The following is a 24,417-nucleotide window of genomic DNA, read 5'->3' on the forward strand; positions in this document are numbered from 1 at the left end:
TTTATTTTTGGCTATAACGATTGAGTTACAGTGAGTGAAGAATTAAAGGAGTTATAAACAATGAAAATGAGTACCTCGAAAACACGTGCTAAACATATTCGTTTTCCACACCATATCCTGAGTGATATTCAGGAATCATTAAAGAAAGAAAGCAGCGAAAACTTTTCTGCCTGGGTGATTGAAGCCTGCCGTATCAGGCTGAGAAAGAGCAACTGATCACGGTATGTAGCAGCGTATTACCACGGCAGCATCATTATAAAGCAGATGACAGTAATACCGGACGGAGGGACTTGTCCGGGCGCTATTGTTTCTTCCCGTTCCCCGCTTTGATACCTTCAGGCTCTCTTTTCTGTCCGGCCGGTTCTCTGAATGCCGTCTCTCCGGTGTTTATCCGATTCTGATCACAAAATTATTCGCCGAAAAAAGCAAAACATGATGTATATCGATTTTCTGATTTAAATGTTTATTAAATGTTAATTAGTAAGCTGGTTTTGTGTTTAGCTGTGTTCAGATAAAACAAGAAACTTTCTTCTTTGCCGGTGGAAAAAAGGGTCTGGTCAGCCCCGGAAAAGGCTGACAGATAACCGCCGCAGATTTTTTTATTCTGAACAATGCCGGAGGGTAGCAGCGTGTTGACGATTCTGGGTTTTGCGATGGTCGTTTGCTTTATGTACCTGATTATGACCAAACGGATGTCTGCGCTGATCGCTCTGATCATTGTGCCGACATTGTTTGCTCTGGCAGGCGGGTTTTATTATGGACTGGGAGATATGATGCTGGACGGGGTGAAAAAACTGGCACCCACCGGTGTGATGCTGACATTTTCGATTCTGTATTTCGGCCTGATGATTGATGCCGGCCTGTTTGACCCGCTGGTACGTTTTATTCTGAAAATTGTGCGCGGTGACCCATTAAAAGTCCTGATGGGAACCGCAATACTGACCTTACTGGTTTCGCTGGATGGCGACAGTTCAACCACCTATATGATTGCTATTGCCGCATTTCTGCCATTATATCGTAAGCTCGGCATGAACATACTGGCGATGACCTGCCTGGTGAACCTTGCCAGCGGTATTATGAATCTTTCGCCATGGGGTGGACCCACAGCAAGAGCCGCGGCAGCTTTACGTATTGATGCGCTGGATATTTTTATTCCGATGATCCCCGCGATGCTGGTGGCCTGTTGTTCGCTGGTCGGGCTTGCCGTCTGGTTTGGTCTGGCAGAACGGCGGCGGCTGGGCATGATCACCGTTGCCGTTCCGGATAACCGGAATATCAGCCCCGACACCGGTGATGAAACTGCCGGCGCGGCTAACCGGCGGCCTGAAATGTTCTGGCCTAATTTTATTCTGACCACAGTATTACTGGTGATGCTGGTGATGGGCACGTTACCGATCCAGATATTATTTATGCTGGCATTTGCTATTGCGGCAATGCTGAATTATCCGTCACTGGAGCAGCAGAAAGAGCGTATCAGCGCCCATGCGGGCAATGTGCTGGCAGTCACGTCACTGATTTTCGCCGCCGGAATATTTACCGGTATTTTATCCGGTACCGGCATGGTGGATGCGATGGCAAAAAGTCTGCTGTCGGTGATACCCCACAGCTTTGGCCCTTACCTGGCAGTATTTACGGCGGTTATCAGTCTGCCATTCACTTTCTTTATGTCTAATGATGCCTTCTACTTTGGCATTCTGCCGGTGATAGCCCAGACCGCTGCCGGATATGGTATTTCAGCGGAAGAAATTGCCCGGGCCTCGATTGTCGGACAGCCGTTCCATTTACTGAGTCCGCTGGTACCCTCTGTCTATCTGCTGGTCGGTCTGGCGAAAGTGGATATTGGTGATCATCAGCGATTTTCTATCAAATGGGGAATATTTATCAGTTTGATGCTGCTGGCTGGCGGAATTCTCTTTGGTGCTATCCCCGTCTATCATCAGGGATAATCGGTTCCCGGCACCGCCGGGTCTGTGCCGGGCAACAGGGGGATTATCTGATGATAATCTCCCTGCAGGGGCAAAGAGATAAGTTTTTAATATAGATGAGTATTTTGATAACTAAAGGTTCGCTAATATGCATTTAACCTGACGCCGGGTTGGCTGCACACTGTTCTTCATCCCTGTTATGAGGAACCACTATGTCTGAATCGATAGCAACTTCCGGTCTTAATTTGCAGTCCCACTGGATGCCCTTCAGTGCTAACCGTCATTTTCAGCGTGATCCGCGTTTTATTGTCTCAGCGAACGGACGCTGGCTGACTGACGATAAAGGGCGTCAGTTATTTGACAGCCTGTCCGGATTATGGACCTGTGGTGCGGGCCATTGCCGCAGTGAAATCCAGCAGGCAGTGGCAAAACAACTCGCTTCTCTCGACTATGCACCGGCATTTCAATATGGCCATCCCTTATCATTCCGGCTGGCAGAGAAAATAGCAGAGCATATGCCCGGTACACTGGACCATGTCTTTTTTACCGGGTCGGGATCGGAGTCGGCCGATACGGCGATCAAAATGGCCCGCGGATACTGGCGTGCTAAAGGTCAGCCGTCAAAAACTAAATTTATCGGCCGGGCCAGGGGCTACCATGGGGTGAATGTCGGCGGTAGCAGTCTCGGGGGGATCGGCGGTAATCGTAAGATGTTCGGTCAGCTGATGGATGCTGATCATTTACCTCATACCTTACAGGCGGGTCATGCGTTTACCCCGGGGATGGCGGCGACCGGAGGTGTCGCACTGGCTGACGAAATGCTGAAGCTGATTGAACTGCATGATGCGTCGAATATTGCGGCAGTGATTGTTGAGCCGCTGTCCGGCTCTGCCGGGGCGATTATTCCGCCACAGGGTTATCTGCAGCGGCTGCGTGATATCTGTGACCAGCATAATATCCTGCTGATTTTTGATGAGGTAATCACTGGCTTTGGACGTATGGGACGCTGGACCGGTGCTGAGTTCTTTGGTGTGACGCCGGATATCCTGAATTTTGCCAAACAGATCACTAATGGCGCAATTCCGCTGGGCGGTGTGGTTGCCAGCCATGAAATCTATCAGACCTATATGTCGCAGGCATTACCGGAACACGCGGCAGAGTTTGCTCATGGTTATACTTATTCAGGGCATCCGGTCGCCTGTGCGGCCGGACTTGCCACCTTGCAATTACTGGAAAGAGAGCAGCTGGTGGGGCAGTCGGCTGAGCTGGCTCCGGTATTTGAAACCAAACTCCATGCGTTGCGCGGCTGTCCGAATGTGACTGATATCCGTAACTGCGGGCTGGTCGGTGCAATCCAGCTGGCACCCCGTGATGGCGATACGGTAATCCGGCCATTTGACGCGGGAATAGCCCTATGGAAAGCCGGATTCTATGTACGTTTTGGCGGGGATACCCTGCAATTCGGGCCGATGTTTAATACCCGGCCAGCGGAGCTGGATCGTCTGTTTGACGCGGTGGGTCAGGCACTGCATCAGATTGACTAGCGAACTTACCCGCAGCGACGCTGTAAAATTCGGCCAGTGACAAGGTGTGGCGGTCCGCCGGCCAGCGCGGTAAAAAGGATTTCGGGATATTGTTCCGGTCCGGCGTCCCGAAAAAGCGTCAGACGAAGGTTGTTATCAGGCAGGCAGGTAAACAGGATGTTTTATTGCTTTGTTGCGACCAGGTGTACGCCCTGCGGATATCCGGGTGATATAACCGGCTAACGGCAGGTGGCGTCAATACTGAAAGCCGGTAACAGGCTTCAGTATTGAGTAGCGGCCGGACAGCCATCGTCCGGCCAGGCCACTTTAGCGCATGGTAACAAACTCTTCTGCACCGGTCGGGTGGATAGCGACAGTGTTGTCGAAATCTTTTTTGGTGGCACCCATTTTCAGTGCCACGGCAAAGCCCTGCAGCATTTCATCGACACCAAACCCAATACCGTGGATACCGACAATTTTTTCATCGGCACCGACACACACCAGTTTCATCCGGCAAGGCTGGCGATGGCGGGTGACGGCGGTATACATGGCGGTAAATGACGATGTATAGACTTTCACCGCGTCATCGCCGTACTGCTGGCGTGCCTCCGGTTCGGATAATCCGACCGTCCCGATAGGCGGATGGCTGAAGACCACTGTCGGGATATTACTGTAATCCAGGTGTTCTGCCGGTTTGTTATTAAACAAACGTTCGGATAACCGGCGACCGGCAGCAACCGCGACCGGCGTCAGTTCAACGGCCCCTGTATTATCACCGACCGCATAGATCCCACTGACACTGGTGTTCTGGAATTTATCCACCACAATGCAGCCTTTCTCATTCAGTGCCACACCGCTGGCCTGCAGATTCAGGTTATCGGTGGCAGGCTGACGGCCAATCGCCCATATCAGACAGTCAACCGTATATTGTTCGCCGTTTTCCAGGGTCAGGGTCAGGCTGCCATCACTGTTTTTGTCGACTTGTTTCGGCACTGCCTGAGTATGCAGTGACGGTCCCTCGGCGTTCATTACTTCCACCAGGGTGTCAGACAGCAGCGGATCAAACTGGCGCAAAGGTGACTGCTTACGGACAAACAGATGCGTTTCGGCCCCCAGTCCGTTGACCACCCCCGCAATTTCCACCGCGATATAACCGGCACCGACCACAGCAACACGCTTCGGTAATGTATCCAGCTCAAAGAAGCCGTCGGAATCAATACCCCACTCAGCGCCGGGAATATCCGGATGCGCCGGGCGTCCGCCGGTGGCAATCAGAATATGGTCAGCCGTAATCTGTTCGCCGTTCACCTCGACCGTATGTGCATCAACAAAACGGGCAAAGCCTTTAATCACATCGACGTTATTTTTTCCCAGCACGTTATCGTAAGAGGTATGGATGCGGTCGATATAGGCGGTACGGCTTTTGACCAGCGTTGCCCAGTCAAAATGATTAATGGTGGTATCAAACCCATAATCAGGGCCATATAAACGAATGGCTTCAGAAATCTGTGCAGCGTGCCACATGACTTTTTTCGGTACACAACCGACGTTAACACAGGTACCGCCCAGTGCTTTGGCTTCAATCAGGGCACACTTCTTACCGTACATGGCCGCGCGATTGATTGAGGCGATGCCGCCGCTGCCGCCGCCAATGGCAAGATAGTCATAATGTTTAGTCATTGAAAATGTCCGTCCGTTTTCGGGTTACGCAGAGGGTGATTCGGTTATGCAGACCACTGCGGGGCGCCTGCGGCTGTTTCTGCTGTGCTGTATTCATTGCTACCAGTGTAACGCGACTCTGGTAAATGCCGCAAAGTTTGCACCTATAGTTGTGATAGGATGCGGGCTGGTTCTGACTGAATATCCGGAAGCATAGCATGTACCTCACCTTTCTGGGCACCTGTGCCGGCACACCCAGCCTGCAGCGTAATGTCACCGCGATTGCGCTGACGCTGCCAGCGGCAGGCGACTGGTTATTTGACTGTGGTGAAGCCACGCAGCACCAATATATGCGCAGTGCGTTAAAACCCGGCAAGCTGGAAAAGATTTTTATTACACATTTGCACGGCGACCATATTTTTGGTTTGCCCGGCCTGCTGACCAGCCGCTCCATGAGCAGTATCAGCCAGCCGCTGACTGTCTATGGTCCGGCCGGTATCAGGGCATTTATCGATAATGCCCTGTCACTCAGTGGCTCATGGGTCAGTTTCCCGCTGGAGATTATCGAAATTGATGAAGGTGTTATTTTCGATGACGGCGGGTACCGGGTGACCGCCTTTCCCCTCAGCCATGTGGTGCCTTGCTTTGGCTATCGTATTGAACAATATGATAAACCCGGTTACCTGGATGCCGCGCGGCTGAAAGCCGAAGGCATCCCTTCCGGTCCCTGGTTTCAGCAACTGAAGCAGGGCGCGACTATTACTCTGCCGGACGGACGGCATGTGGCGGGGCGTGACTATCTGGGGCCGGCGATTAAAGGCAAATCAGTGGCTATTTTTGGTGACACTGCCCCGTCAGCCGCTGGCCGGTTACTGGCAGAAAACGTGGATGTGATGGTACATGAAACCACACTGGAGGCGGCGATGGCAGAAAAAGCCAATAGCCGTGGCCACTCGACGACGGTTCAGGCAGCCTGTACCGCAAGGGATGCCGGCGCTAAACGGCTGATCGCAACCCATTTCAGCTCACGTTACGGTACCGGGGATATGCCACGTTTACTGGCAGAATGCCAGTCGGTCTTTCCGGCGACCGAACTGGCATATGATTTTGCGGTTTTTGAGATTTAAAACGAGGGTTATTCAGGAACGACCCAGTTAACCAGGGTGTGTCCGGTGCCTGAGGGCACCAGTTGCTTGTGCAGCCAGGGTAAAACCGCTTCCATATCGGATGCCAGTTTCCAGGGCGGGTTAATCACAATCATGCCTGATGCGGTCATGCCGCGCTGGTCACTGTCCGGACGCACGGCCAGTTCAATTTGTAAAATCCGTTTAATGCCGGTCGCCTGTAAGTCGTTCAGCATCCGTTTGATTTGCTGACGTAATACCACCGGATACCATAAAGCGTAAACCCCGGTCGCAAAACGCTTATAGCCTTCCTGAATACCGGCCACCACGGCCTGATAATCGGTTTTGAGCTCGTAAGGCGGGTCAATCAGCACCAGCCCGCGACGGGAAGGAGGGGGCAGTTTTGATTTCAGCTGTTGATAGCCGTCGGCACGGGACACCCGCGCACGTTCATCTTTAAGAAACTCATTACGCAACAACGGAAAGTCTGACGGGTGCAGCTCGGTCAGTTGCAGCGTATCCTGCCCGCGCAGCATATGACGGGCAATCAGTGGCGAGCCGGGATAATATTTCAGGCGACCTGACGGATTCAGTGCACTGACCGCGGCCAGATAAGGGGCCAGTTGCTGCGGAGCTTCCGGATGCTGCCAGATACGGGCAATCCCTTCCAGATATTCGCCGGTGCGTTCAGCATGTTCGCTGTTCAGCAGATAACGTCCGGCACCGGCATGGGTGTCCAGGTAGAGGAAAGGTTTCTCTTTTTCCTGCAGTGACTGAATGATCAGGCTCTGTACGGTATGTTTTAAAACATCCGCATGATTACCTGCATGGAAACTATGACGATAGCTCAGCATGTTATTAACCTTAGTGGGATTTTTTGTTCTGTGAGATGTAAACCCGGCTATCGTCACACCCTCACGGTAGAGACAAATTTCAGCCTGTCCGGCAGCGTCATGCGGCCGGGCGGCGAGTATAGCAGTATTGGCTGACGCACAGTAGTCAGGGCGGTTATTTATCCGGCGGTCACCGCTGGCCGGCCGGGCGCTCAGGGCGTCTGCAGATAAAATTCCGTGATCTGCCTGGCGGCAGGACATTGATTTTCTGTCGGTCCGCCCCCATCCTGATCCTATCGCGCATGCTGAGCGCCCCCTAACATCAACAGGATTGTGTTATGACTAACCCGTTACTGACTCCGTTCACACTGCCCCCGTTTTCGTTGATTAAGCCTGAACATGTGGTGCCGGCCGTTACTGAAGCTTTACAGCAATGCCGTGCCACGGTCGAAAAAGTCGTGGCACAGGGCGGCCCTTATCGCTGGGAAACATTATGTGAGCCGCTGGCAGAGAGCGATGATCGGCTGAGCCGCCTGTTCTCGCCGGTCAGTCACCTGAACTCAGTGAAAAACAGCCCTGAACTCCGTCAGGCCTATGAGCAGGTTCTGCCCTTATTATCGGAATATGGCACCTGGGCAGGGCAGCATAAAGGGCTGTATCAGGCGTATGTCAGCCTGAAGGAAGGCGACAGTTATGAAACCCTGAGTACTGCGCAGAAAAAAGCTGTCGATAATGCACTGCGTGATTTCGAGTTATCCGGTATCGGTCTGCCGGAAGAGAAGCAGCAACGCTATGGCGAAATCGCTTCCCGCTTGTCAGAAATTGGTGCGGCTTACAGTAACAATGTGCTGGACGCAACCATGGGCTGGAGTAAGCTGATCACCGATGAAGCCGAACTGGCCGGGATGCCGGAAAGTGCACTGGCGGCGGCGAAAGCGCAGGCCGAAGCCAGAGAGCAACAGGGCTGGTTACTGACTCTGGACATTCCGAGCTATCTGCCGGTAATGACCTACTGCGAAAACCGGGCCCTGCGTGAAGAAATGTATCGTGCCTACAGCACCCGCGCTTCTGACCAGGGACCGAATGCCGGTCAATGGGATAATGGCCCGCTGATCGAAGAAGAACTGGCCCTGCGTCATGAGCTGGCTCAGTTACTGGGCTTTGGCTCTTTTGCCGAAAAATCACTGGCAACGAAAATGGCAACCTCTCCCCGCCATGTACTGGATTTCCTGTCAGACCTGGCGACACGTGCCCGCCCGCAGGGTGAAAAAGAGCTGGCCCGGTTACGGGAATTTGCCCGACAGCACTATAACGTGGAGAACCCGGAAGCCTGGGATATCACCTTCTATGCTGAGAAACAGAAACAGTACCTGTACACCATCAGCGACGAACAACTGCGCCCTTATTTCCCTGAAGACAGAGCCGTCAGTGGCCTGTTTGAAGTGGTAAAACGTATTTACGGTATTACCGCCAGAGAACGTAAGGATGTTGATGTCTGGCATCCGGATGTCCGCTTCTTTGAACTGTACGATGAACGCGGTGAACTGCGGGGCAGCTTCTATCTGGATCTGTATGCCCGGGAGCATAAACGGGGCGGGGCGTGGATGGATGACTGTGCTGGCCGGATGCGTAAAGCCGATGGCACCTTACAGAAACCGGTCGCTTACCTGACCTGCAACTTTAACCGTCCGCTGAAGGGTAAACCGGCACTGTTTACCCATGATGAAGTGATCACTTTATTCCATGAATTTGGTCACGGCCTGCATCATATGCTGACCGAAATCGACACCGCCGGGGTTTCCGGTATTAACGGGGTTCCCTGGGATGCCGTAGAGCTGCCAAGCCAGTTTATGGAAAACTGGTGCTGGGAACCGGAAGCGCTGGCATTTATTTCCGGCCATTATGAAACCGGTGAACCGCTGCCGGAAGCGCTGCTGGAGAAAATGCTGGCGGCGAAAAACTATAATGCAGCCATGTTTATCCTGCGTCAGCTGGAGTTCGGGCTGTTTGATTTCCGGTTACATGCGGAATATGACCCGGCCAAAGGGGCCCGTCTGCTGGAAACCTTGCAGGAAGTGAAAAAACAGGTTGCGGTAGTACCGTCACCCTCATGGGGGCGTTTCCCGCATGCCTTCAGCCATATCTTTGCCGGGGGCTACGCCGCGGGTTACTACAGCTATCTGTGGGCGGATGTGCTGGCTGCTGATGCCTACTCGCGGTTTGAAGAGGAAGGTATTTTTAACCGTGAGACCGGACAGTCTTTCCTCGACAACATTCTGAGCCGTGGCGGTTCCGAAGAACCGATGGTGCTGTTCAGTCGTTTCCGTGGCCGTGAACCACAGCTGGATGCGATGCTGGAACACTACGGGATTAAGGGATAACCCGCGGGTGAATATTTGTCTGATTGATGAAACGGGCGCCGGAGACGGCGCCTTATCTGTTTTAGCTGAACGCTGGCAACTGACCCATGATCAGCAGGCGCCGATGGCGCTGGTGATGACGGCGTCACACCTGGAATTACGTAAACGTGATGAGCCAAAGCTGGGCGGCATTTATGTCGACTTTGTATCCGGCGCCATGGCCCACCGGCGTAAATTTGGCGGCGGACGTGGTGAGGCGGTAGCCAAAGCCGTCGGGATTAAAGGCAACTATCTGCCGGAGGTGGTGGACGCGACTGCAGGACTGGGACGTGATGCTTTTGTACTGGCGTCTGCCGGCTGCCGTGTCAGAATGCTGGAACGTCATCCGGTTGTGGCGGCGTTGCTGGACGATGGTTTACAACGCGGTTACCGTGATGCGGAAATCGGTCCCTGGCTGCGGCAGCGGCTGACCCTGATCCATGCCACCAGTCATCAGGCCCTGGCCGACATCACCCCGCGCCCGGATGTGGTCTATCTGGACCCGATGTATCCGCACCGGCAGAAAAGTGCCATGGTAAAGAAAGAAATGCGGGTGTTTCAGTCTCTGGTCGGGGCAGATGAAGACGCTGACGGGTTACTGTCTCCGGCCCGGTTACTGGCCAAAAAACGTATTGTAGTGAAGCGCCCTGACTATGCTGAACCTCTCGACGGGGTTGCAACCTCTTCGGCGGTAGTTACCAAAAGTCATCGGTTTGATATCTATCCGTCACTGGCCCCGGCAGAGTAACGGTTTCCGGCCAGCCGGCAATTTGCTGACCGGAGAGTGAGTAATTACTTACTCTCCGGTCACTGTCGTCTGACAGAGAACACCCTTATCAGGGCCTGTGACTGTTACCGGTTATTCTTCGTCTTTCATCGGCACAATCAGCATATCGATATGTACGGTATTGATTAACTGGCGGGCCGAGGACATCAGTTTGCTCCAGAAATCCTGATGGTGACCACAGATCACCAGGTCAGCATGATATTTATGGATCGCATCAATCAGTACCTGTGCCAAATCGCCGCTGCCACTCAGGGTCTGACTGATGGGATAACCGGCGCTGGTTGACAGGTGAGTCAGTGCTGACTGAGTCTCTTCGGAAATACGTTTCTGCATATCTCCCAGATTAACGTCAATCAGACCGGTATAAAGATCAGAGTAATTAACGTCGACATGAATTAATGACACTTTAGCATTGTAAGGGCTGGCGAGTGAGACCGCTTTTTCAACCAGCAGCTGACTTTCCGGGGAAAGATCAACGGCGACCAGAATATGTTTATAAGACATGACAGACTCCTTAATACGAAAAAGGTAGGGATCAGCAAAGGCATATCAACGACAGGTTGCTGACCACTATGGCGATTTTCTACTGTGTGCTGTGAATTTATCCTACCATAGGGCGGCAGAAGTGAGTATAGAATGATTATCGCCTGTCTGGCAGTACGCCAGCGATGAAACGGGTCAAAGCAGCGTGCTTTTTTCCTCCCGGGTTATAATGAATATTCACTTACCGGACGGAAAAATATTATCTGTACTAATCAATAGTCATCACGGCTGTGGCCAGCTGTATGATATAGCGGTGTGACAAGGGGACAGGCAGAGGGGAATGATGATAAACACAACGGCACTTTTTATCGGGCTCTGTATTGTCTGTGTCATTAATATGCTGAGGTATGTTTCTTCATTACGTACCTTGCTGGTGGTGATGCGTGGCTGTGATCCGTTACTGTATCAGTTTGTGGACGGTGGCGGTTTTTTTACCGCACATGGCCAGCCCTCGAAGCAGATGCGACTGGTACGCTATATCTATGAAAAACGTTACCTGGATCACCATGATGAGGAATTTATCCGGCGTTGTGAACGGCTGCGCCGGCAGTTTATTCTGACCAGTAGCCTGTGTGCCCTTATAGTGATCAGCCTGGCAGGGCTGATTATCTGGCATTAGCGGCGGCCAGGGGAAAAAAAAGCTGCCCCGGCAGAGGCAGCTTTTAGTCGCGATAACTTTACGTGGCTGATTAAATAATATGCAGCGCAATCCAGTAAAGGCCCGCCGATAACAGAATAGAGACCGGCAGAGTCAGGACCCATGCCATCACAATATTCTTGATGGTTTTGCTTTGCAGGCCGCCACCATCGACCAGCATCGTCCCGGCAACGGATGATGACAGTATATGGGTGGTCGATACAGGCATACCCGTATAACTGGCAATACCGATAGAGGTAGCCGCCGTCACCTGCGCCGCCATCCCCTGTGCGTATGTCATGCCTTTCTTGCCGATTTTTTCACCAATAGTGGTAGCGACGCGACGCCAGCCAACCATGGTGCCCAGTGACAAGGCCAGCGCAACCGCAACGATAATCCAGACCGGTGCATACTCGATGGTTCCGAGCAGGTCATGGCGTAAATCATCAAGGAAACGGCGATCCTGACTGCTGGTTTGCGGCAGTTTGGCCACTTTATCCGCGGTATCCGAAATACACAGCAGCAAACGTCGCATCTGGGCACGGTTTTCGACCGTCAGCTGGTCATAACTGCTGAGGTTTGTCAGCATTGCACGGGCATGGGCAACAGCTTCCAGTGCCCGTTCATTACTGCAATGGAACTCTTCCACCGGCGTGCTGATCACAACCGGCGTTACCGACGGCGCAATAATCGACTGCAGTGACTGACTGTTCTGCTGGTAATACTGTTGCAGATGATCAACCGCGTCACGGGTACGGGTAATATCGTATCCGGATGCATTCATGTTGACGACAAATCCGGCCGGTGCCACGCCAATCAGGACCAGCATAATCAGACCAATGCCTTTCTGTCCGTCATTCGCACCGTGTGAGTAACTGACACCCACTGCTGAGACAATTAATGCAATCCGTGTCCAGAAAGGCGGCTTTTTCTTGCCATCAATCTTTTCACGTTCGGCTGGCGTCATATGGATCCGTGAGCGCTTACGCGTCCCGCTCCAGTATTTCCGCAGCAGAAAAATCAATACCCCTGCCAGTACCATCCCGACGATCGGTGACAGTATCAGCGACATAAAGATATTAATGACTTTCGGGATATTCAGTGCATCAATCAGTGAACTGTCGGTGACCAGTGCATTTGTCAGCGCAATGCCGATAATTGCGCCGATCAATGTATGGGAACTGGAGGCCGGCAGACCAAAATACCAGGTGCCGAGGTTCCAGATAATTGCTGCCAGCAACATGGAAAAGACCATAGCTAAGCCATGGGCTGAACCGACATTCAGCAGCAGATCCGTCGGCAGCATATGAACGATAGCATAGGCTACGCTCAGTCCTCCCAACAGAACTCCCAGAAAGTTAAAGATCCCCGCCATTGCAACAGCCAGCTGCGCACGCATGGCACGGGTATAAATTACCGTCGCCACTGCATTAGCGGTATCATGGAATCCGTTGATTGCTTCGTAAAACAAAACAAACAGCAGAGCAACTATCAGTAGTAGGCCAGTACTTAAATCGATACCAGCAAAAAGATGAAGCATAAACGTTACGCCATTTTTTGAGGACATGAACCCCGCGCATTATCAGCGACAGAGGTCCATTCAGGAAAGAGAAATCTCCTTTTTTTTACATGGCAGTGGCCGGTGGCGGAATATTTTGTTTTAAAATCACTTAAAAATTATCAAGTTATGTTGTATCCCGCCGGCTGAGAAATTTTCATTCTGGAGTCGGGTCACGCATATCTCTACAATCAGCCGTTTTTCGGCGGGGGAAGTATGGAAAAGTTTGACGTAATCGTTGTGGGCGCAGGGGCTGCCGGGCTGTTTTGCGCGGCTCAGGCCGGACAGCGCGGCCTGAAAGTGCTGGTGCTGGATAACGGCAAAAAAGCGGGCCGTAAAATCCTGATGTCCGGCGGCGGGCGCTGTAACTTTACCAATCTGTACACTGAACCTGCCGCCTACCTTTCACATAATCCGCACTTTTGTAAGTCAGCACTTGCTCGCTACACACAGTGGGATTTTATTGAGCTGGTGGGGCGTCATGGTATTGCCTGGCATGAAAAAACCCTCGGCCAGCTGTTTTGTGATGACTCAGCACAGCAGATTGTCGACTTACTGCTGACGGAATGTCAGGCAGGTAATGTCACTCTGCGGCTGCGCAGCGACATTCTGAGTACTGCACGTACGGAAACGGGTGACTACCTGCTGCAGGTGAACGAATCTGAAGTAAGTGCTCGCAAACTTGTTATCGCTTCTGGCGGACTGTCTATGCCCGGGCTGGGCGCGACCCCGTATGGTTATAAAGTGGCCGCGCAGTTCGGGCTGCGGGTATTTCCGACCCGTGCTGCACTGGTCCCTTTTACGTTGCATAAACCTTTACTGGAGCAACTCCGGACGTTGTCCGGGGTCGCTCTGCCGGTCACGGTGAGTGCAGCACAGGGACAATTATTTAAAGAGGCGATGCTGTTTACTCATCGCGGACTGTCCGGCCCCTCTATGTTGCAGATTTCCAGTTACTGGCAACCCGGTGAATCCCTGACCATCAATTTATTGCCGGATATCAGTCTGCCGGAATTTCTGGACACGCAGCGGACAGCGCACCCCAATCTCAGCCTGAAAAACTGCCTGGCAAAAATTTTACCAAAACGTCTGACGGAGATACTGCAACAGCTGCAGACAGTACCGGATATTACCCTGAAGCAACTGAATCAGAAACAGCAACAGCTGCTGGTACAACAGCTGACCTGCTGGACAATACAACCAAACGGCACTGAAGGTTACCGTACCGCTGAAGTCACACTGGGTGGGGTTGATACTGACCAGCTTTCTTCACGCACCATGGAAGCCCGTGATGTGCCGGGGTTGTATTTTATTGGTGAAGTTGTGGATGTTACCGGCTGGCTGGGCGGCTATAATTTTCAATGGGCCTGGAGTTCGGCTGCTGCCTGTGCAGACGCGTTGTAATTTTCTCTGTCCTCTGCCTGTGGCCGTAGATTATCCCCGCAGGGAAGCCGGCTGTACTCTGCGGACTGGCTGCCGGACACCACAAGGCAGATAAACCCCAAATCCGCAGCGCGGAAGTTTCAGCGTTGCAGAGGTGACTACCTGTCCTGATAAATTTCTGACTGGCTGACGATATTACCGGTGATTATTCCGGTTTCACTGCCGGTCAGTACAGGAAAACACTGGTTCTGAAACGGATACGCTGCAGACTCTGTTATTACCGGGAAGATAATATATAATATATTGATATTAAGCTGTTTTTTATAATCAGCGTCTCTTATCCCCCCGGGGCTGCTGACCCGACACAGACAGAAAATATCTGCCGGATTGTTTCGATAAATACGCAAGGCGCTGAGTCACCGTGCTGCGGATGACCAGCAGCTAAAGCCGGTTGTTAAAGGTATTATACGGAATCGCACAGCCTGTAAATCTCTGCATCTGCTTTTATTCGACAATAAGAAACCCTTATCATTTTTCTGAACAGTGACTGTCAGAAACCTGCGTTGTTTATCGGCTGACGGATGTAAGCGGTTTTTCAGTCATAACATCATCTGTCAGCCTTTCTGAGACTGTCTGAGTGTCAAGTGTCTGTTATTGCCTTATTACCTGTTAAATGATTTACTATTTTTGCTGTTTAGTTGTGATTTTTTTATAAAAAAATTTAAAAATTAACCATTTAAAACATAGTGTTATATTTAATTTCATAATCTGAAAGTGTTTTAATGCGGCTTTAATAATAAATTAATCAATAACAGACTTATTTATTTTAAATTAAAATATCAGTTTCGACTGAAAAATATAAACATTTGTTAAACCGCGAGTGATTCAGGCTATACTTTTTAATGAACTTATGAATCTCTGTTTTTACAGAAATATAAACAAATAATAAATGCATTGATTTTTTTTCGGGTTCTTAGTTAAATGAAAAGTTAAAATAGCGATTATCACTGACTGAATAATAATGCTGAGGAAAAGTATTATTGAACGGAAAGGGGCTGCGGAAAAAGCACCATTAAACGTCATTGTGTTATCTGAAAATCCGCGCAGGAGAGTGTTATCGGTCATTCCTTTACCAGAAGCAATCTGAAATTATTATTCTTTGTTATTTAAAGAATATTTAATATAAGGGGCACCAGAATACCCCGGCTTTTCAATTTTCCGACGATATCGTTGCCACTATTCCTGCCTGAGGGTGCTGTCTGTCAGGTGATCTTAAAATGTTACAGAGTGTATAAATAATTAAATATTATGAATCATATTTTAGTTACCGGTGCGACCGGCTTCCTGGGGGGCGCTGTTGTCGCTGACCTTTTAAAACAGAAAGAGAAAAGCCAGCTACTGTTACTGGTCAGAGCAGCATCCGCGGAACAGGGACTGGTCAGAATTAAAGAAAACTTAGCCAGGTTTTCTCTGGGAGAGTCAGTACTGAATACCCTGACCACGGCCAATATTTTACCGGGTGACTTAGCCTCTCCGCAGGAGTTTGCCGATGATCCGCGGCTGGACACGGTGACCCATGTGATGAACTGTGCCGCGGTGGCATCATTTGGTAAAAACCCTTATATCTGGAAGGTCAATGTCGAAGGGACGTTACAGTTTGCCAAACGCATGAGTGAGGTCGCAGGGCTGAAACGATTCTTACACGTTGGTACGGCCATGTCCTGTGCCCCTGAACCCAATATGGTGGTAACGGAAAATAAACTCGATACTGAACGTGACCAGCATATTGTCGAATATACGTGGAGCAAAGCCACCATTGAAAAAATGATGGCTGAGACACTGCCTGATTTACCGCTGATCATTGCCCGGCCATCCATCGTGGTTGGCCACTCTGAATATGGGTGTACACCTTCTTCCAGTATTTTCTGGGTATTCCGTATGGCTCTGATGCTGGGACGTTTCCCGTGTAACCTCAGCGATCGTATTGATGTTATTTCTGTCGATTACTGTGCCGAAGCGCTGGTGATGTTACTGCTGGCAGACAACCTGAATGACTCTATTTTCCATATTTCGGCCGGGTCTTCGAACAGTGTCAGTTTTGCCGAAATCGATCAGGCGATGGCAAGGGCATCAGGCGAAGAGGCTGTCGCTGAGCGTTACCGTAAAGCCACCTATAAGGAACTTTCAGCCAGCCGAAAAACATTCGCTTCGCTATTTGGTCCCTGTAATGAACGAATTGTATTGCGGGCGATGAATCTGTACGGGCATTTTTCTGAGCTGAATGTGGTATTTGATAATTCAAAAATTATTGATCTTGGTATGTCTCCGCCGAAAAAATTCACTGACTATCTGGACCGGTGCTATTTATCCACCCGCGGGTCAACGATTGCTGAATTAATGGAAGTTGATTTTAAATAATTGCTGAATATGGTGACCTGGCAGGCCGGGCATTGCGCCGGTCCCTGCCAATCTTCGTGAATCTCAGCACAGTATCAGTTCATTTGATAGCATTTTGATGTCGCCACGTTCTGATCAGCACCTGTCCCCGCCCCTTTCAGTACACAGATAATATAATGTTTACCTTTCTTTATTGTTACCATCGGGCCGTCAGTACCCGGTGAGGTAGTAATGACCGCAGCCCCCTGGTTCAGCATATGTTCCAGTGAATCATTTACTGCGGATAAACGGGTCGGATACTCAAGGGCATTGCCCGGCACTTTGGCGCCGGTTTCCGGCGGCCATTGGGCCGCGGCCGAAAATGCTGCACCGAGGGTCAGGTAGCCGAAAATCATGGTCGATAGCTTTTTCACCGCATTCTCCGGATGATCTGTTTTTTCTGTGGTCAGAAACAACTCAGGGCCGGCATCTTAGCCCGGCAGACAGCGACAGCGCTACCCTGAATTACCGGTAATTTTCCCCTGCCGGAGGAATGACAGCAGAAACCGGGATGTAATAGCAGCCGGAAAAGGTGTCCGGTAACGGCTGATCTGGCGGGCAGTTTTGCTGGCTGATAAAGACATCCTGCCCGGCACGGCGTGCTTCCGGGCGGAAGGGCATCACATTCTGATAGATACTGGCCTGCATATCGACGAACTGCTGCTGTGTGCCGGAAAAACGGAAACGCAGAAAGCTGCCAGCCCGGTCCTGCCTGAGCTCATGGTCCTGCAGGCTCTGCTTAAAGGTCAGGGTGAACCGGATTTTCCCGCTGCGCGGGTCGGGTTCGAAATCTTCGGCCACACAACTGTGCAGCAACCCTTTTTGCATACTCAGCACCTGCTGAATAATTTGCAACCGCTGTCGGCAGTGGTAATCAATATCTTCAAGTTCATTATGATCACAGTAATAGCTCAGGCCGGTTCCGTGGATAAATTCAGGCCCCTGTGTCACTATTTCCGGCTCAGGTACTGGCAGCAGGTCGTGGGTTGCTTTCCCAACCATCCCGCGGAAATGCCAGTCATGGGTGGCACGGTATTTGCCCGGAGCAATACCGAAATGGCGGGTAAAAGCCCGGGTAAAGGTTTGCTGTGAACTGAACCCCAGTAAATCACTGATTTCTACCGCCGGCATGGCGGTCATTTTCAGGATCAACGCCGCTTTATGCAGTTTCCGGTAACGGATATAAGAAGCCAGCTGAAATCCGGTATCTTCTCTGAACATACGTTGCAGATGCCACTTACTGTAACCGGCTTTTGCCGCAACATCGTCAATGGTCAGTTTGCCTTCCAGATGCTTCTCAATCCAGTCGACAAGATCCTGTGTAAAGCTATTCATCGGTGGCTCCTTTAATTACCGGAATAATATTAGCGGTAATCTGTACTAATAGCCATAATATAAAAATATTGAAATTTATATAAATTTGTGTGCAGAGAGATAAATATCTGCGGATTATTGGTCAGTCATAAAGTTATTTTAAGAATAAAACCGATAAAGACGGAATAACACCAGGCGGCTATAACGATACTCTGTCAGATAACTTACAAATCTCAGTCGTTCCTGACAAGAAAATAATCTCCACACGGGAAGCGTTAACGAATAATATTCTTCCTGCGGACCGTGTTAGCAGAGATAAAAATAAGTAGTTTTCGCATCATTAATCACTTTTTTGCTGCCATTATACCGTCCTGCCACATTACGGCCGCTGTTTCCCTCTGGTACTGTTATCGGCCAGGGCCGGAGGCCTCGGCCCCGCGACCACTCAGCCGGCCATACTTCACAACATATTTTGTACCAGCGACTGTAGTACTGCGTACAGCACCCCCGAAAAAAGAGACAGACTGATTGCCCGCGGTACTCTGACACCGGCCTTTTTCCATTGGCGGAACCACATAATCAGACCCCAGCAAACTGCAAAGAAAATTGTACTGAAAATAAAGCTAAAGACAGTGCCGTTCATTTTTTTCCCGTAATTTTTCTGACAACAGCCATCTATATTACATGATTTCGGGTGACTGTTATCGGGCGATTTTATAAATAAAAACCTGCAAGCCCGGCTATTATTAGTTGCAGCCTTTTGCCGGTTGTTTCAGTGACAGCGCTGGTTTAAGGTAATAAAGCGCTGATCATAGATAAGATAACTGCTGGCAGCCCCGGCCAGCTGCTTGTTTTGCAGTTGTTCTCCGGGCAGCAGATACCAGGCAAGTTCCTGTTGCTCTTTGCTCTGACAGCGGGGTCTGATAATAAGCTTAAAATAAGTATTTCCATTATTGATGAGCCTGCCATTATCCGGCTGCCACTGATAGCTGAAATGTATTTTTCGCGGACGGACAATAAGCAATGTGTCAAGAACCACTGCCGGTTGCATACTGATCTGGCCGCCACCGCGGTAGGGAACCGACAGGTCACGGGTTGCTATCTCTTCAATGGAAATACGATAGTAACGTTCTTTCGTATCTGCAGGGCCGCGATAATAGAACTTAAAATTGTCACTCTCTGCTGGCTGCAGGATCATGGTTTTTGGTGAAAACAGCAATTGCCCGTCAGTCGCAGGCAGACGCTGCTCATGCTCGGCCGGCCGGCGGACAGGATACAGCGTTACCTGATAGATACGGGCACTGCGGTTATTATTCCGCACCTGTCGGGCAATAAAATTACGTTCAGCCGGGAGAGCCAGGGTCAGATTTCCTGATTCTATGCCGGCGACGCGGACCGGCAGTAACAGGATGAAGCCTGTTATCAGGATCAGCAGCCGTTTAAGGTAAGTTTTTCCATGTCGCTTTAACATGAATTTCTCCGGAGGCACTGACATCGCCATACCAGTGTTGCTGGTTAAGGGTGCGCAGCGAACGGGGATCGTCCATCTGCAGAGAAAAAATCAGCCGGGTCACATTGATCATGCCCTGATTACCGTAGCCGTCATTCCACGGTCGTTGCTGCCACAGAGCATCGGTAATGTCATACCACTTACCATCACAGCCTGCGGCTAAACGCAGTGGTGAGCCATTACGCGAAGTCATACTCAGCCAGCCAGGGAAAGGCACTTGCAGGGTGCCGTCGGCAGAACTGAACAGGCAATAGCTGTTACCTGCCAGGGTCACCTGCGGGCCGGTCACCTTGACAGTGACTTTATCGGCGGCTGTTTTGCCGCTGGCAGTGATAATATAACCAAACTCCAGCGCTGGCTGGCCCGCCCCTGCCTGTCCTGTTTTTTCCGGCCTGGCTGAATAATCATCGGCGGTAATACTGACACTGAGATCAGCCGGCTTGATCTGCAAAGTCGTTAACGCCGGAAACTCATACCAGCCGGACTCCGGGGTCCGTGTATTCAGCAGATAGAAACTGATTAATTTACGTGAATCGTTGTCACTCAGTCCCAGGCTGACCAGTTTTTTAAAAAAACGATTACTGAAGAAGATATATATCGCATCAGCGCTCTTCATTTGATCAAAGGTATAGTAATTTGCCGTCCCTCTGATGGCCTGCCAGCTACGGCCATTAAGGCTGAAACGCAGATCATTTGCTTTCAGGGCCGCGGCCAGTGCCGGCTGAGTAACTGCAGGGAAAATATGGATTGACGAATTTGACAGCCCGGAGGTCTGCAGGCGATAGGTTGCCATCTTACAACTGAGACCGTCATCGCCGCCGACTGACTGTAATTTACAGTCACTCTGGCCGGTGCCCGGTACCGGGACGCCCTCGCTGGTGATGAAAACTTCAGATAACGCACTTGAGTGAATAAAACGGATATGGGCGGCCTTTATCTGAGTAACTCTGGTCTGATACCAGCTACCGGAGGCCTGGCCAGTGCAGCGTTCTCCTGCCGCAGCATTGTAAGGGATGGTCGTTTCGCAGGTATTTACCTGCAGGGTTAACTGACCGCCGATAGGCATTTGCTGTAAATACTGATACACACTGTCTGACAGCAGACCGTGCATCCACTTACTGCCGCCGGGCGGAACCACGACACCATAAAATCCGGCAGCATCAGTGGCCTGTGGCGGGATCATCCCTGAGGTGATGTCACAGCCTTTATACCAGTTAATGCAGCGTAAGCCGGTCAGCGGGTGAGAAAAAGGGATATTTTCCAGCCACATATCAAAATAGCGGCCGCCGCGCAGCAGGGTATTACGGCCATTATCCATATAACCGAGGCTTTGCTGTTTAATGACCCCTGACCCCGTATATTTATTACTGGTCCAGTGATTACTGCCGGTCAGCCGGGGATCAATCGCCCCGCCGGGGGTCACAAAATAGGTATTGTTGATACTGTTCTCGACAAACACGAACTTCATCGGCGGCTGATCCGGCCAGGTATTTTTTTGTAATACCGGATAACTGTTTATGCTGTACAGCAGCAGAACTGTTGCCAGCATCCGGTTTATCACAACCCGTCTCAGATAATCATCAGGGTGATTCATTGGCAGACTCCTTACTGCGGCAGGTAATATCACCAATCCATACGGCACCACGGGCACCCTGCAGGTCAGGGACGAACTGGCAGGGAGGGCTGGCGGTATCAAGGCGAATCAGGGGATTTTTTTTATCGATATCCATAGAAAATTCGCCGCGGGAATCGGTAAAGCTGCGCTGTGTTCCGCTGCGTAACAGGCTATTGGCCAGTGGTTGCCCATCCTGTCGGTACAGGCGGCCAAACACTGTGATCCGTAATTCTGTTTGTGGCTCAATAACGGCGACATTGCCAGGATATAACGTCAGGCTCTGTTTGCGGTTGCGGGTAATTTTGTAGCTATCGGCCGACTGACTATTATTACGGATTTCGATATCGTAACGACCATAGGCGGGCAGGGGTAAATAATTTGCCCCGTCCTGCAGGTCATAGGCTCTGCCGTTAATGCTGGCACTGAGTTGTGAATTGTCCTGCAGTTCGGTATGGACAATGATACCGGCAGTATCGTCGTTATTACTGCTGGCTGCCAGATGGCGTCCCTGCCAGCCAAGGCTGCCATAGGCTGTCAGGCTGGAGTTAATATTACCTTCTGCACTACTGTTAACCGCCAGAGTACCGCCGGAATAGCGGCTGTCAAAACGGGTATAAGCCCCGCCGCTCAGCCGGTTATCGCCACGCGGATCACCGGAAATCACGGTGGCCATATTGGCGCCAACGGAACGGAAAAAACCGCTGTCAAATTGCTGGCGGGCTTCCAGATTTGCCAGGGTATATCCCCGCTGGTGTGTCAGGCCGAGGCTGAACAGCTGGCCAAACTGCAGTGAAAAATCGATGGCAATATATTTATTACTGCCGCCAGGGCTGTCACCGTTATTGTAACGCTGCAGACCCAGCCGGACACCCAGGGTTCCCTGAGTGCCGCTGAAAATGGTCTGGTAATAATCTGCGGTGTAATAACGGCTGTTATTCAGCCGGTCACTGTTGTAACTGGCACTGAGCGTACCGGCAGGAAGGGGTAACATACTCATATTCAGGCTACTGCCAATGGCGCTGTTATGGGCATCGCTCCGCTGCAGGCGAGAGCCAATACGGGTAATTTCATGGTTTAGCCATACTGAGCTGAAGCCTCCCGGCAGGGAGGCACTCATGCTGCTCAGGGAACTTCGGGACTGATCATTGGCCAGCATCAGCTGATGATTAATTGCCAGGCTGCCGGTGACCGGCAGCGAAACGCGGCTTTCGCCGATCAGGTTATTATCGTAGCTGTAACCGGTGGCCGCCCAGCTTAAAAGATTCAGCGATCCTGATCCTGATGATCCGATCAGCCAGCGCTGTTTTTCGGCGGAGGATCGCCGGGTATTCACCGGCCGGCGATCAGCCCGCAGCGCTCCGCCCCACAGTTGCCAGGCCAGTGGCTGGCCCGGAACAGTATCACGGCTGAATAACTTATTTACCCGTTCGGTATGTTTGCTGACCTGCTTTCCGTTGACCTGCACGATAATTTCAACATCGTACAACCCGTAGGGGAACTGGCGGGTATCAATCTCATGATTGCCCATGGAAAAGTTTTGTACGCTAATCAACCGGCCCTGGCGGGAAATATAGACCTCCCCGGCCGCAGGCAGAAAAACGATTACCGGGGTTACCGACTGGGTATTATCAAAGACGGTGGAGCGGGCCTGGTTACCCCATGACAGGCCATAGATTTTACCGGCAGACAGGGCGGTCACCGGGCCGATAGACTGCAGGTTCCAGCTGTCGAGCATTCCGGCGGCAAAACGGTAGCCGGAGAAATCCCGTTCATACAGGGCTTTATACAGGGAAGTAGTACGACTACCGTTTGCCATGCCATACATTGATCCCTCGAGTAGCATATGATGTTCGCCGAGGGCGGTGGCATTATTAAATGACAGATATCCGGAACCGCTGTTTTGTCCGCGTCTGACCTGATTATGGTACATCCCCAAGTTGTACTTCAGGCTGCTGCTGAGTCGGTTGACGCCGGAAGCTCCGATATCCTCGCTTCTCTGGCGCAGTAATGTGCCCAGCGCGGTACGGCTGACCACCAGTTGCAGAATCAACTGCTGCAGATCGAGATTCAGGCTGGCATCTGCTGAGAGCCTGAGCTGTAACTGCGGGTTAAAGGGGGTATCTTTCAGGGTGGTCAGTTGCTGGCGCACGGACTGGCTGGCGCCGGCATTGCCTTGCGGTTCTTCGAGCTGTACAAAACGTACAATTATCTGCTGTCCCTGTAAACGGACAGCAGCAAATCCTATCTTCTGGTCATCCCCGCGGCCGGAGGCTCCCTGCAGATGAAGAGATAACGGAATATTCATACCTTCCTGTAATGCCCGCGCAAAGGCTCGCGGAATAAGAATACCTGCGACCTGTGGAAGGGCCTGATCTGCCATACAGAGTGAGGGCAGTAGCACCAGTATCAGCCCGGCCGGGTACAGTAACCGTAACCATACCGGAAACCGCAGTGCTGCCAGCAGTCGGGGCATCTCTGTTTTACCGGCAGTTTATTTGACAGCCACAAAAGTAGCGGCCTGCCACAGACCAATATGGCCTTGTCTGATGGCCACATTGACACGACTGAATGCACGGTTTTTGCCCGGCAGCAGATAGTAATTTTCCCGGCATTCCTTGCCGTCGGTGGCACTGCGACAGGGGCCATAGGCAACGACCCGCAGTGTTGCGTTGCCGGTATTGAACAGAGTGCTGTTACGGTACTGCCAGGCGTAGCGGACCTGACGTGGTGCGACCACCAGCAGGGTACCTATTTGTGCCGAAGAGGTGGCGATCGCTTCGCGGGCGGTATTTTCGGCCGGTATACGGCTCAGGGACTGGTCCCGCCAGTCTATCCGGTAATAACGTTCCTGATTATCTGCCGGTCCCTGGTAATAGAAGCGGACGATTTCTTTACTGTGAGCCGGCAGTAAAAGGCTGGCGGGGGTCATTAATACTTCCCGGCGGCTATTTCCGGTCGTAATGATTTTTCCGTCCGCCAGCGGTGATGATAGTTTTTTTATTCGCAGAGTGATTAAACGGCCATTATCGGTAGGGTTAGCAATTTCTTTACCCATGGTATTTTGATCACTGTAAATAAAGGACGTAATATCGCCGACATCTAATGCGTAGCTGCGTGAAAATATCACAGAAAATAATCCGCAGAATAAAATAAGGTATTTCATCACCGCTC

19 protein-coding genes are annotated in these 24,417 nt (G+C 51.2%); 9 read left to right on the plus strand and 10 right to left on the minus strand.

What is annotated here, in order from left to right:
* The first annotated feature begins 60 nt into the window (after positions 1-60).
* The 3 genes from JK216_RS09900 to JK216_RS09910 all read left to right on the plus strand — a co-directional run bounded on the left by JK216_RS09900 (position 61) and on the right by JK216_RS09910 (position 3,469).
* Positions 61-216 (plus strand): YlcI/YnfO family protein, encoded by a 156-nt coding sequence (locus JK216_RS09900; RefSeq protein ID WP_212708676.1) that lies wholly within the window; start codon positions 61-63, stop codon positions 214-216.
* A 413-nt stretch (positions 217-629) separates the two neighbouring features.
* Positions 630-1,946, plus strand: coding sequence for a CitMHS family transporter (locus JK216_RS09905; protein ID WP_212708677.1), 1,317 nt, complete (start codon positions 630-632; stop codon positions 1,944-1,946).
* Between the two features lie 191 nt (positions 1,947-2,137).
* Positions 2,138-3,469 (plus strand): aspartate aminotransferase family protein, encoded by a 1,332-nt coding sequence (locus JK216_RS09910; RefSeq protein WP_212708678.1) that lies wholly within the window; start codon positions 2,138-2,140, stop codon positions 3,467-3,469.
* A 306-nt stretch (positions 3,470-3,775) separates the two neighbouring features.
* Here the strand turns inward: JK216_RS09910 and gorA are convergent, their stop codons facing one another.
* On the minus strand, positions 3,776-5,128 hold the full coding sequence (gene gorA, locus JK216_RS09915; RefSeq protein WP_212711615.1) for a glutathione-disulfide reductase: 1,353 nt from the start codon (positions 5,126-5,128) through the stop codon (positions 3,776-3,778).
* A 197-nt stretch (positions 5,129-5,325) separates the two neighbouring features.
* Here gorA and rnz point away from each other — a divergent pair, with 197 nt between their 5' ends.
* Complete coding sequence (gene rnz / locus JK216_RS09920; protein ID WP_212711614.1) at positions 5,326-6,234, plus strand: ribonuclease Z; 909 nt, start codon at positions 5,326-5,328, stop codon at positions 6,232-6,234.
* Between the two features lie 8 nt (positions 6,235-6,242).
* Here the strand turns inward: rnz and JK216_RS09925 are convergent, their stop codons facing one another.
* The gene (locus tag JK216_RS09925) at positions 6,243-7,085 is read right to left on the minus strand and encodes a 23S rRNA (adenine(2030)-N(6))-methyltransferase RlmJ (protein ID WP_212708681.1); all 843 of its coding nucleotides are present in this window, start codon (positions 7,083-7,085) and stop codon (positions 6,243-6,245) included.
* Between the two features lie 317 nt (positions 7,086-7,402).
* Between JK216_RS09925 and prlC the strand changes: the two genes are divergently transcribed.
* On the plus strand, positions 7,403-9,445 hold the full coding sequence (gene prlC / locus JK216_RS09930) for an oligopeptidase A (protein ID WP_212711613.1): 2,043 nt from the start codon (positions 7,403-7,405) through the stop codon (positions 9,443-9,445).
* Positions 9,446-9,452: 7 nt separating this feature from the next.
* Complete coding sequence (gene rsmJ, locus JK216_RS09935; protein WP_343876748.1) at positions 9,453-10,211, plus strand: 16S rRNA (guanine(1516)-N(2))-methyltransferase RsmJ; 759 nt, start codon at positions 9,453-9,455, stop codon at positions 10,209-10,211.
* A 111-nt stretch (positions 10,212-10,322) separates the two neighbouring features.
* On the opposite strand, the gene uspA is transcribed toward rsmJ, so the two are convergent.
* On the minus strand, positions 10,323-10,754 hold the full coding sequence (gene uspA, locus JK216_RS09940; protein WP_212708684.1) for a universal stress protein UspA: 432 nt from the start codon (positions 10,752-10,754) through the stop codon (positions 10,323-10,325).
* A gap of 322 nt (positions 10,755-11,076) precedes the next feature.
* On the opposite strand from uspA, the gene uspB reads away from it, so the two are divergent.
* Positions 11,077-11,412, plus strand: a complete 336-nt coding sequence (gene uspB, locus JK216_RS09945) for a universal stress protein UspB (protein WP_212708704.1) — start codon at positions 11,077-11,079, stop codon at positions 11,410-11,412.
* Between the two features lie 70 nt (positions 11,413-11,482).
* Here the strand turns inward: uspB and pitA are convergent, their stop codons facing one another.
* Positions 11,483-12,970 (minus strand): inorganic phosphate transporter PitA, encoded by a 1,488-nt coding sequence (pitA, locus tag JK216_RS09950; protein WP_212708685.1) that lies wholly within the window; start codon positions 12,968-12,970, stop codon positions 11,483-11,485.
* A gap of 234 nt (positions 12,971-13,204) precedes the next feature.
* On the opposite strand from pitA, the gene JK216_RS09955 reads away from it, so the two are divergent.
* Positions 13,205-14,392, plus strand: coding sequence for an NAD(P)/FAD-dependent oxidoreductase (locus JK216_RS09955; RefSeq protein WP_212711612.1), 1,188 nt, complete (start codon positions 13,205-13,207; stop codon positions 14,390-14,392).
* A 1,287-nt stretch (positions 14,393-15,679) separates the two neighbouring features.
* Entirely contained in the window at positions 15,680-16,789 is a 1,110-nt protein-coding gene (locus JK216_RS09960; RefSeq protein ID WP_212708687.1) for an SDR family oxidoreductase, read from the plus strand.
* Positions 16,790-16,863: 74 nt separating this feature from the next.
* Here the strand turns inward: JK216_RS09960 and JK216_RS09965 are convergent, their stop codons facing one another.
* The 6 genes from JK216_RS09965 to JK216_RS09990 form a co-directional block, all read right to left on the minus strand.
* On the minus strand, positions 16,864-17,181 hold the full coding sequence (locus JK216_RS09965) for a hypothetical protein (protein WP_212711611.1): 318 nt from the start codon (positions 17,179-17,181) through the stop codon (positions 16,864-16,866).
* 91 nt (positions 17,182-17,272) lie between these two features.
* Entirely contained in the window at positions 17,273-18,142 is an 870-nt protein-coding gene (locus JK216_RS09970) for a helix-turn-helix domain-containing protein (protein WP_212711610.1), read from the minus strand.
* Between the two features lie 751 nt (positions 18,143-18,893).
* A complete protein-coding gene (locus tag JK216_RS09975; RefSeq protein ID WP_212708690.1) occupies positions 18,894-19,592 on the minus strand; it encodes a fimbria/pilus periplasmic chaperone in 699 nt (232 codons plus the stop codon).
* Positions 19,561-21,225, minus strand: a complete 1,665-nt coding sequence (locus JK216_RS09980; RefSeq protein WP_212708691.1) for a hypothetical protein — start codon at positions 21,223-21,225, stop codon at positions 19,561-19,563. The genes JK216_RS09975 and JK216_RS09980 overlap by 32 nt, the downstream gene beginning before the upstream one ends.
* Complete coding sequence (locus JK216_RS09985) at positions 21,212-23,719, minus strand: TcfC E-set like domain-containing protein (RefSeq protein ID WP_212711609.1); 2,508 nt, start codon at positions 23,717-23,719, stop codon at positions 21,212-21,214. The genes JK216_RS09980 and JK216_RS09985 overlap by 14 nt, the downstream gene beginning before the upstream one ends.
* An 18-nt stretch (positions 23,720-23,737) precedes the next feature.
* Positions 23,738-24,409, minus strand: a complete 672-nt coding sequence (locus JK216_RS09990; protein ID WP_249213095.1) for a hypothetical protein — start codon at positions 24,407-24,409, stop codon at positions 23,738-23,740.
* Positions 24,410-24,417 lie beyond the last annotated feature (8 nt).

It is taken from the genome of Tatumella sp. JGM94 (assembly GCF_018257595.1).
Classification (GTDB): Bacteria; Pseudomonadota; Gammaproteobacteria; order Enterobacterales; family Enterobacteriaceae; genus Tatumella; species Tatumella punctata.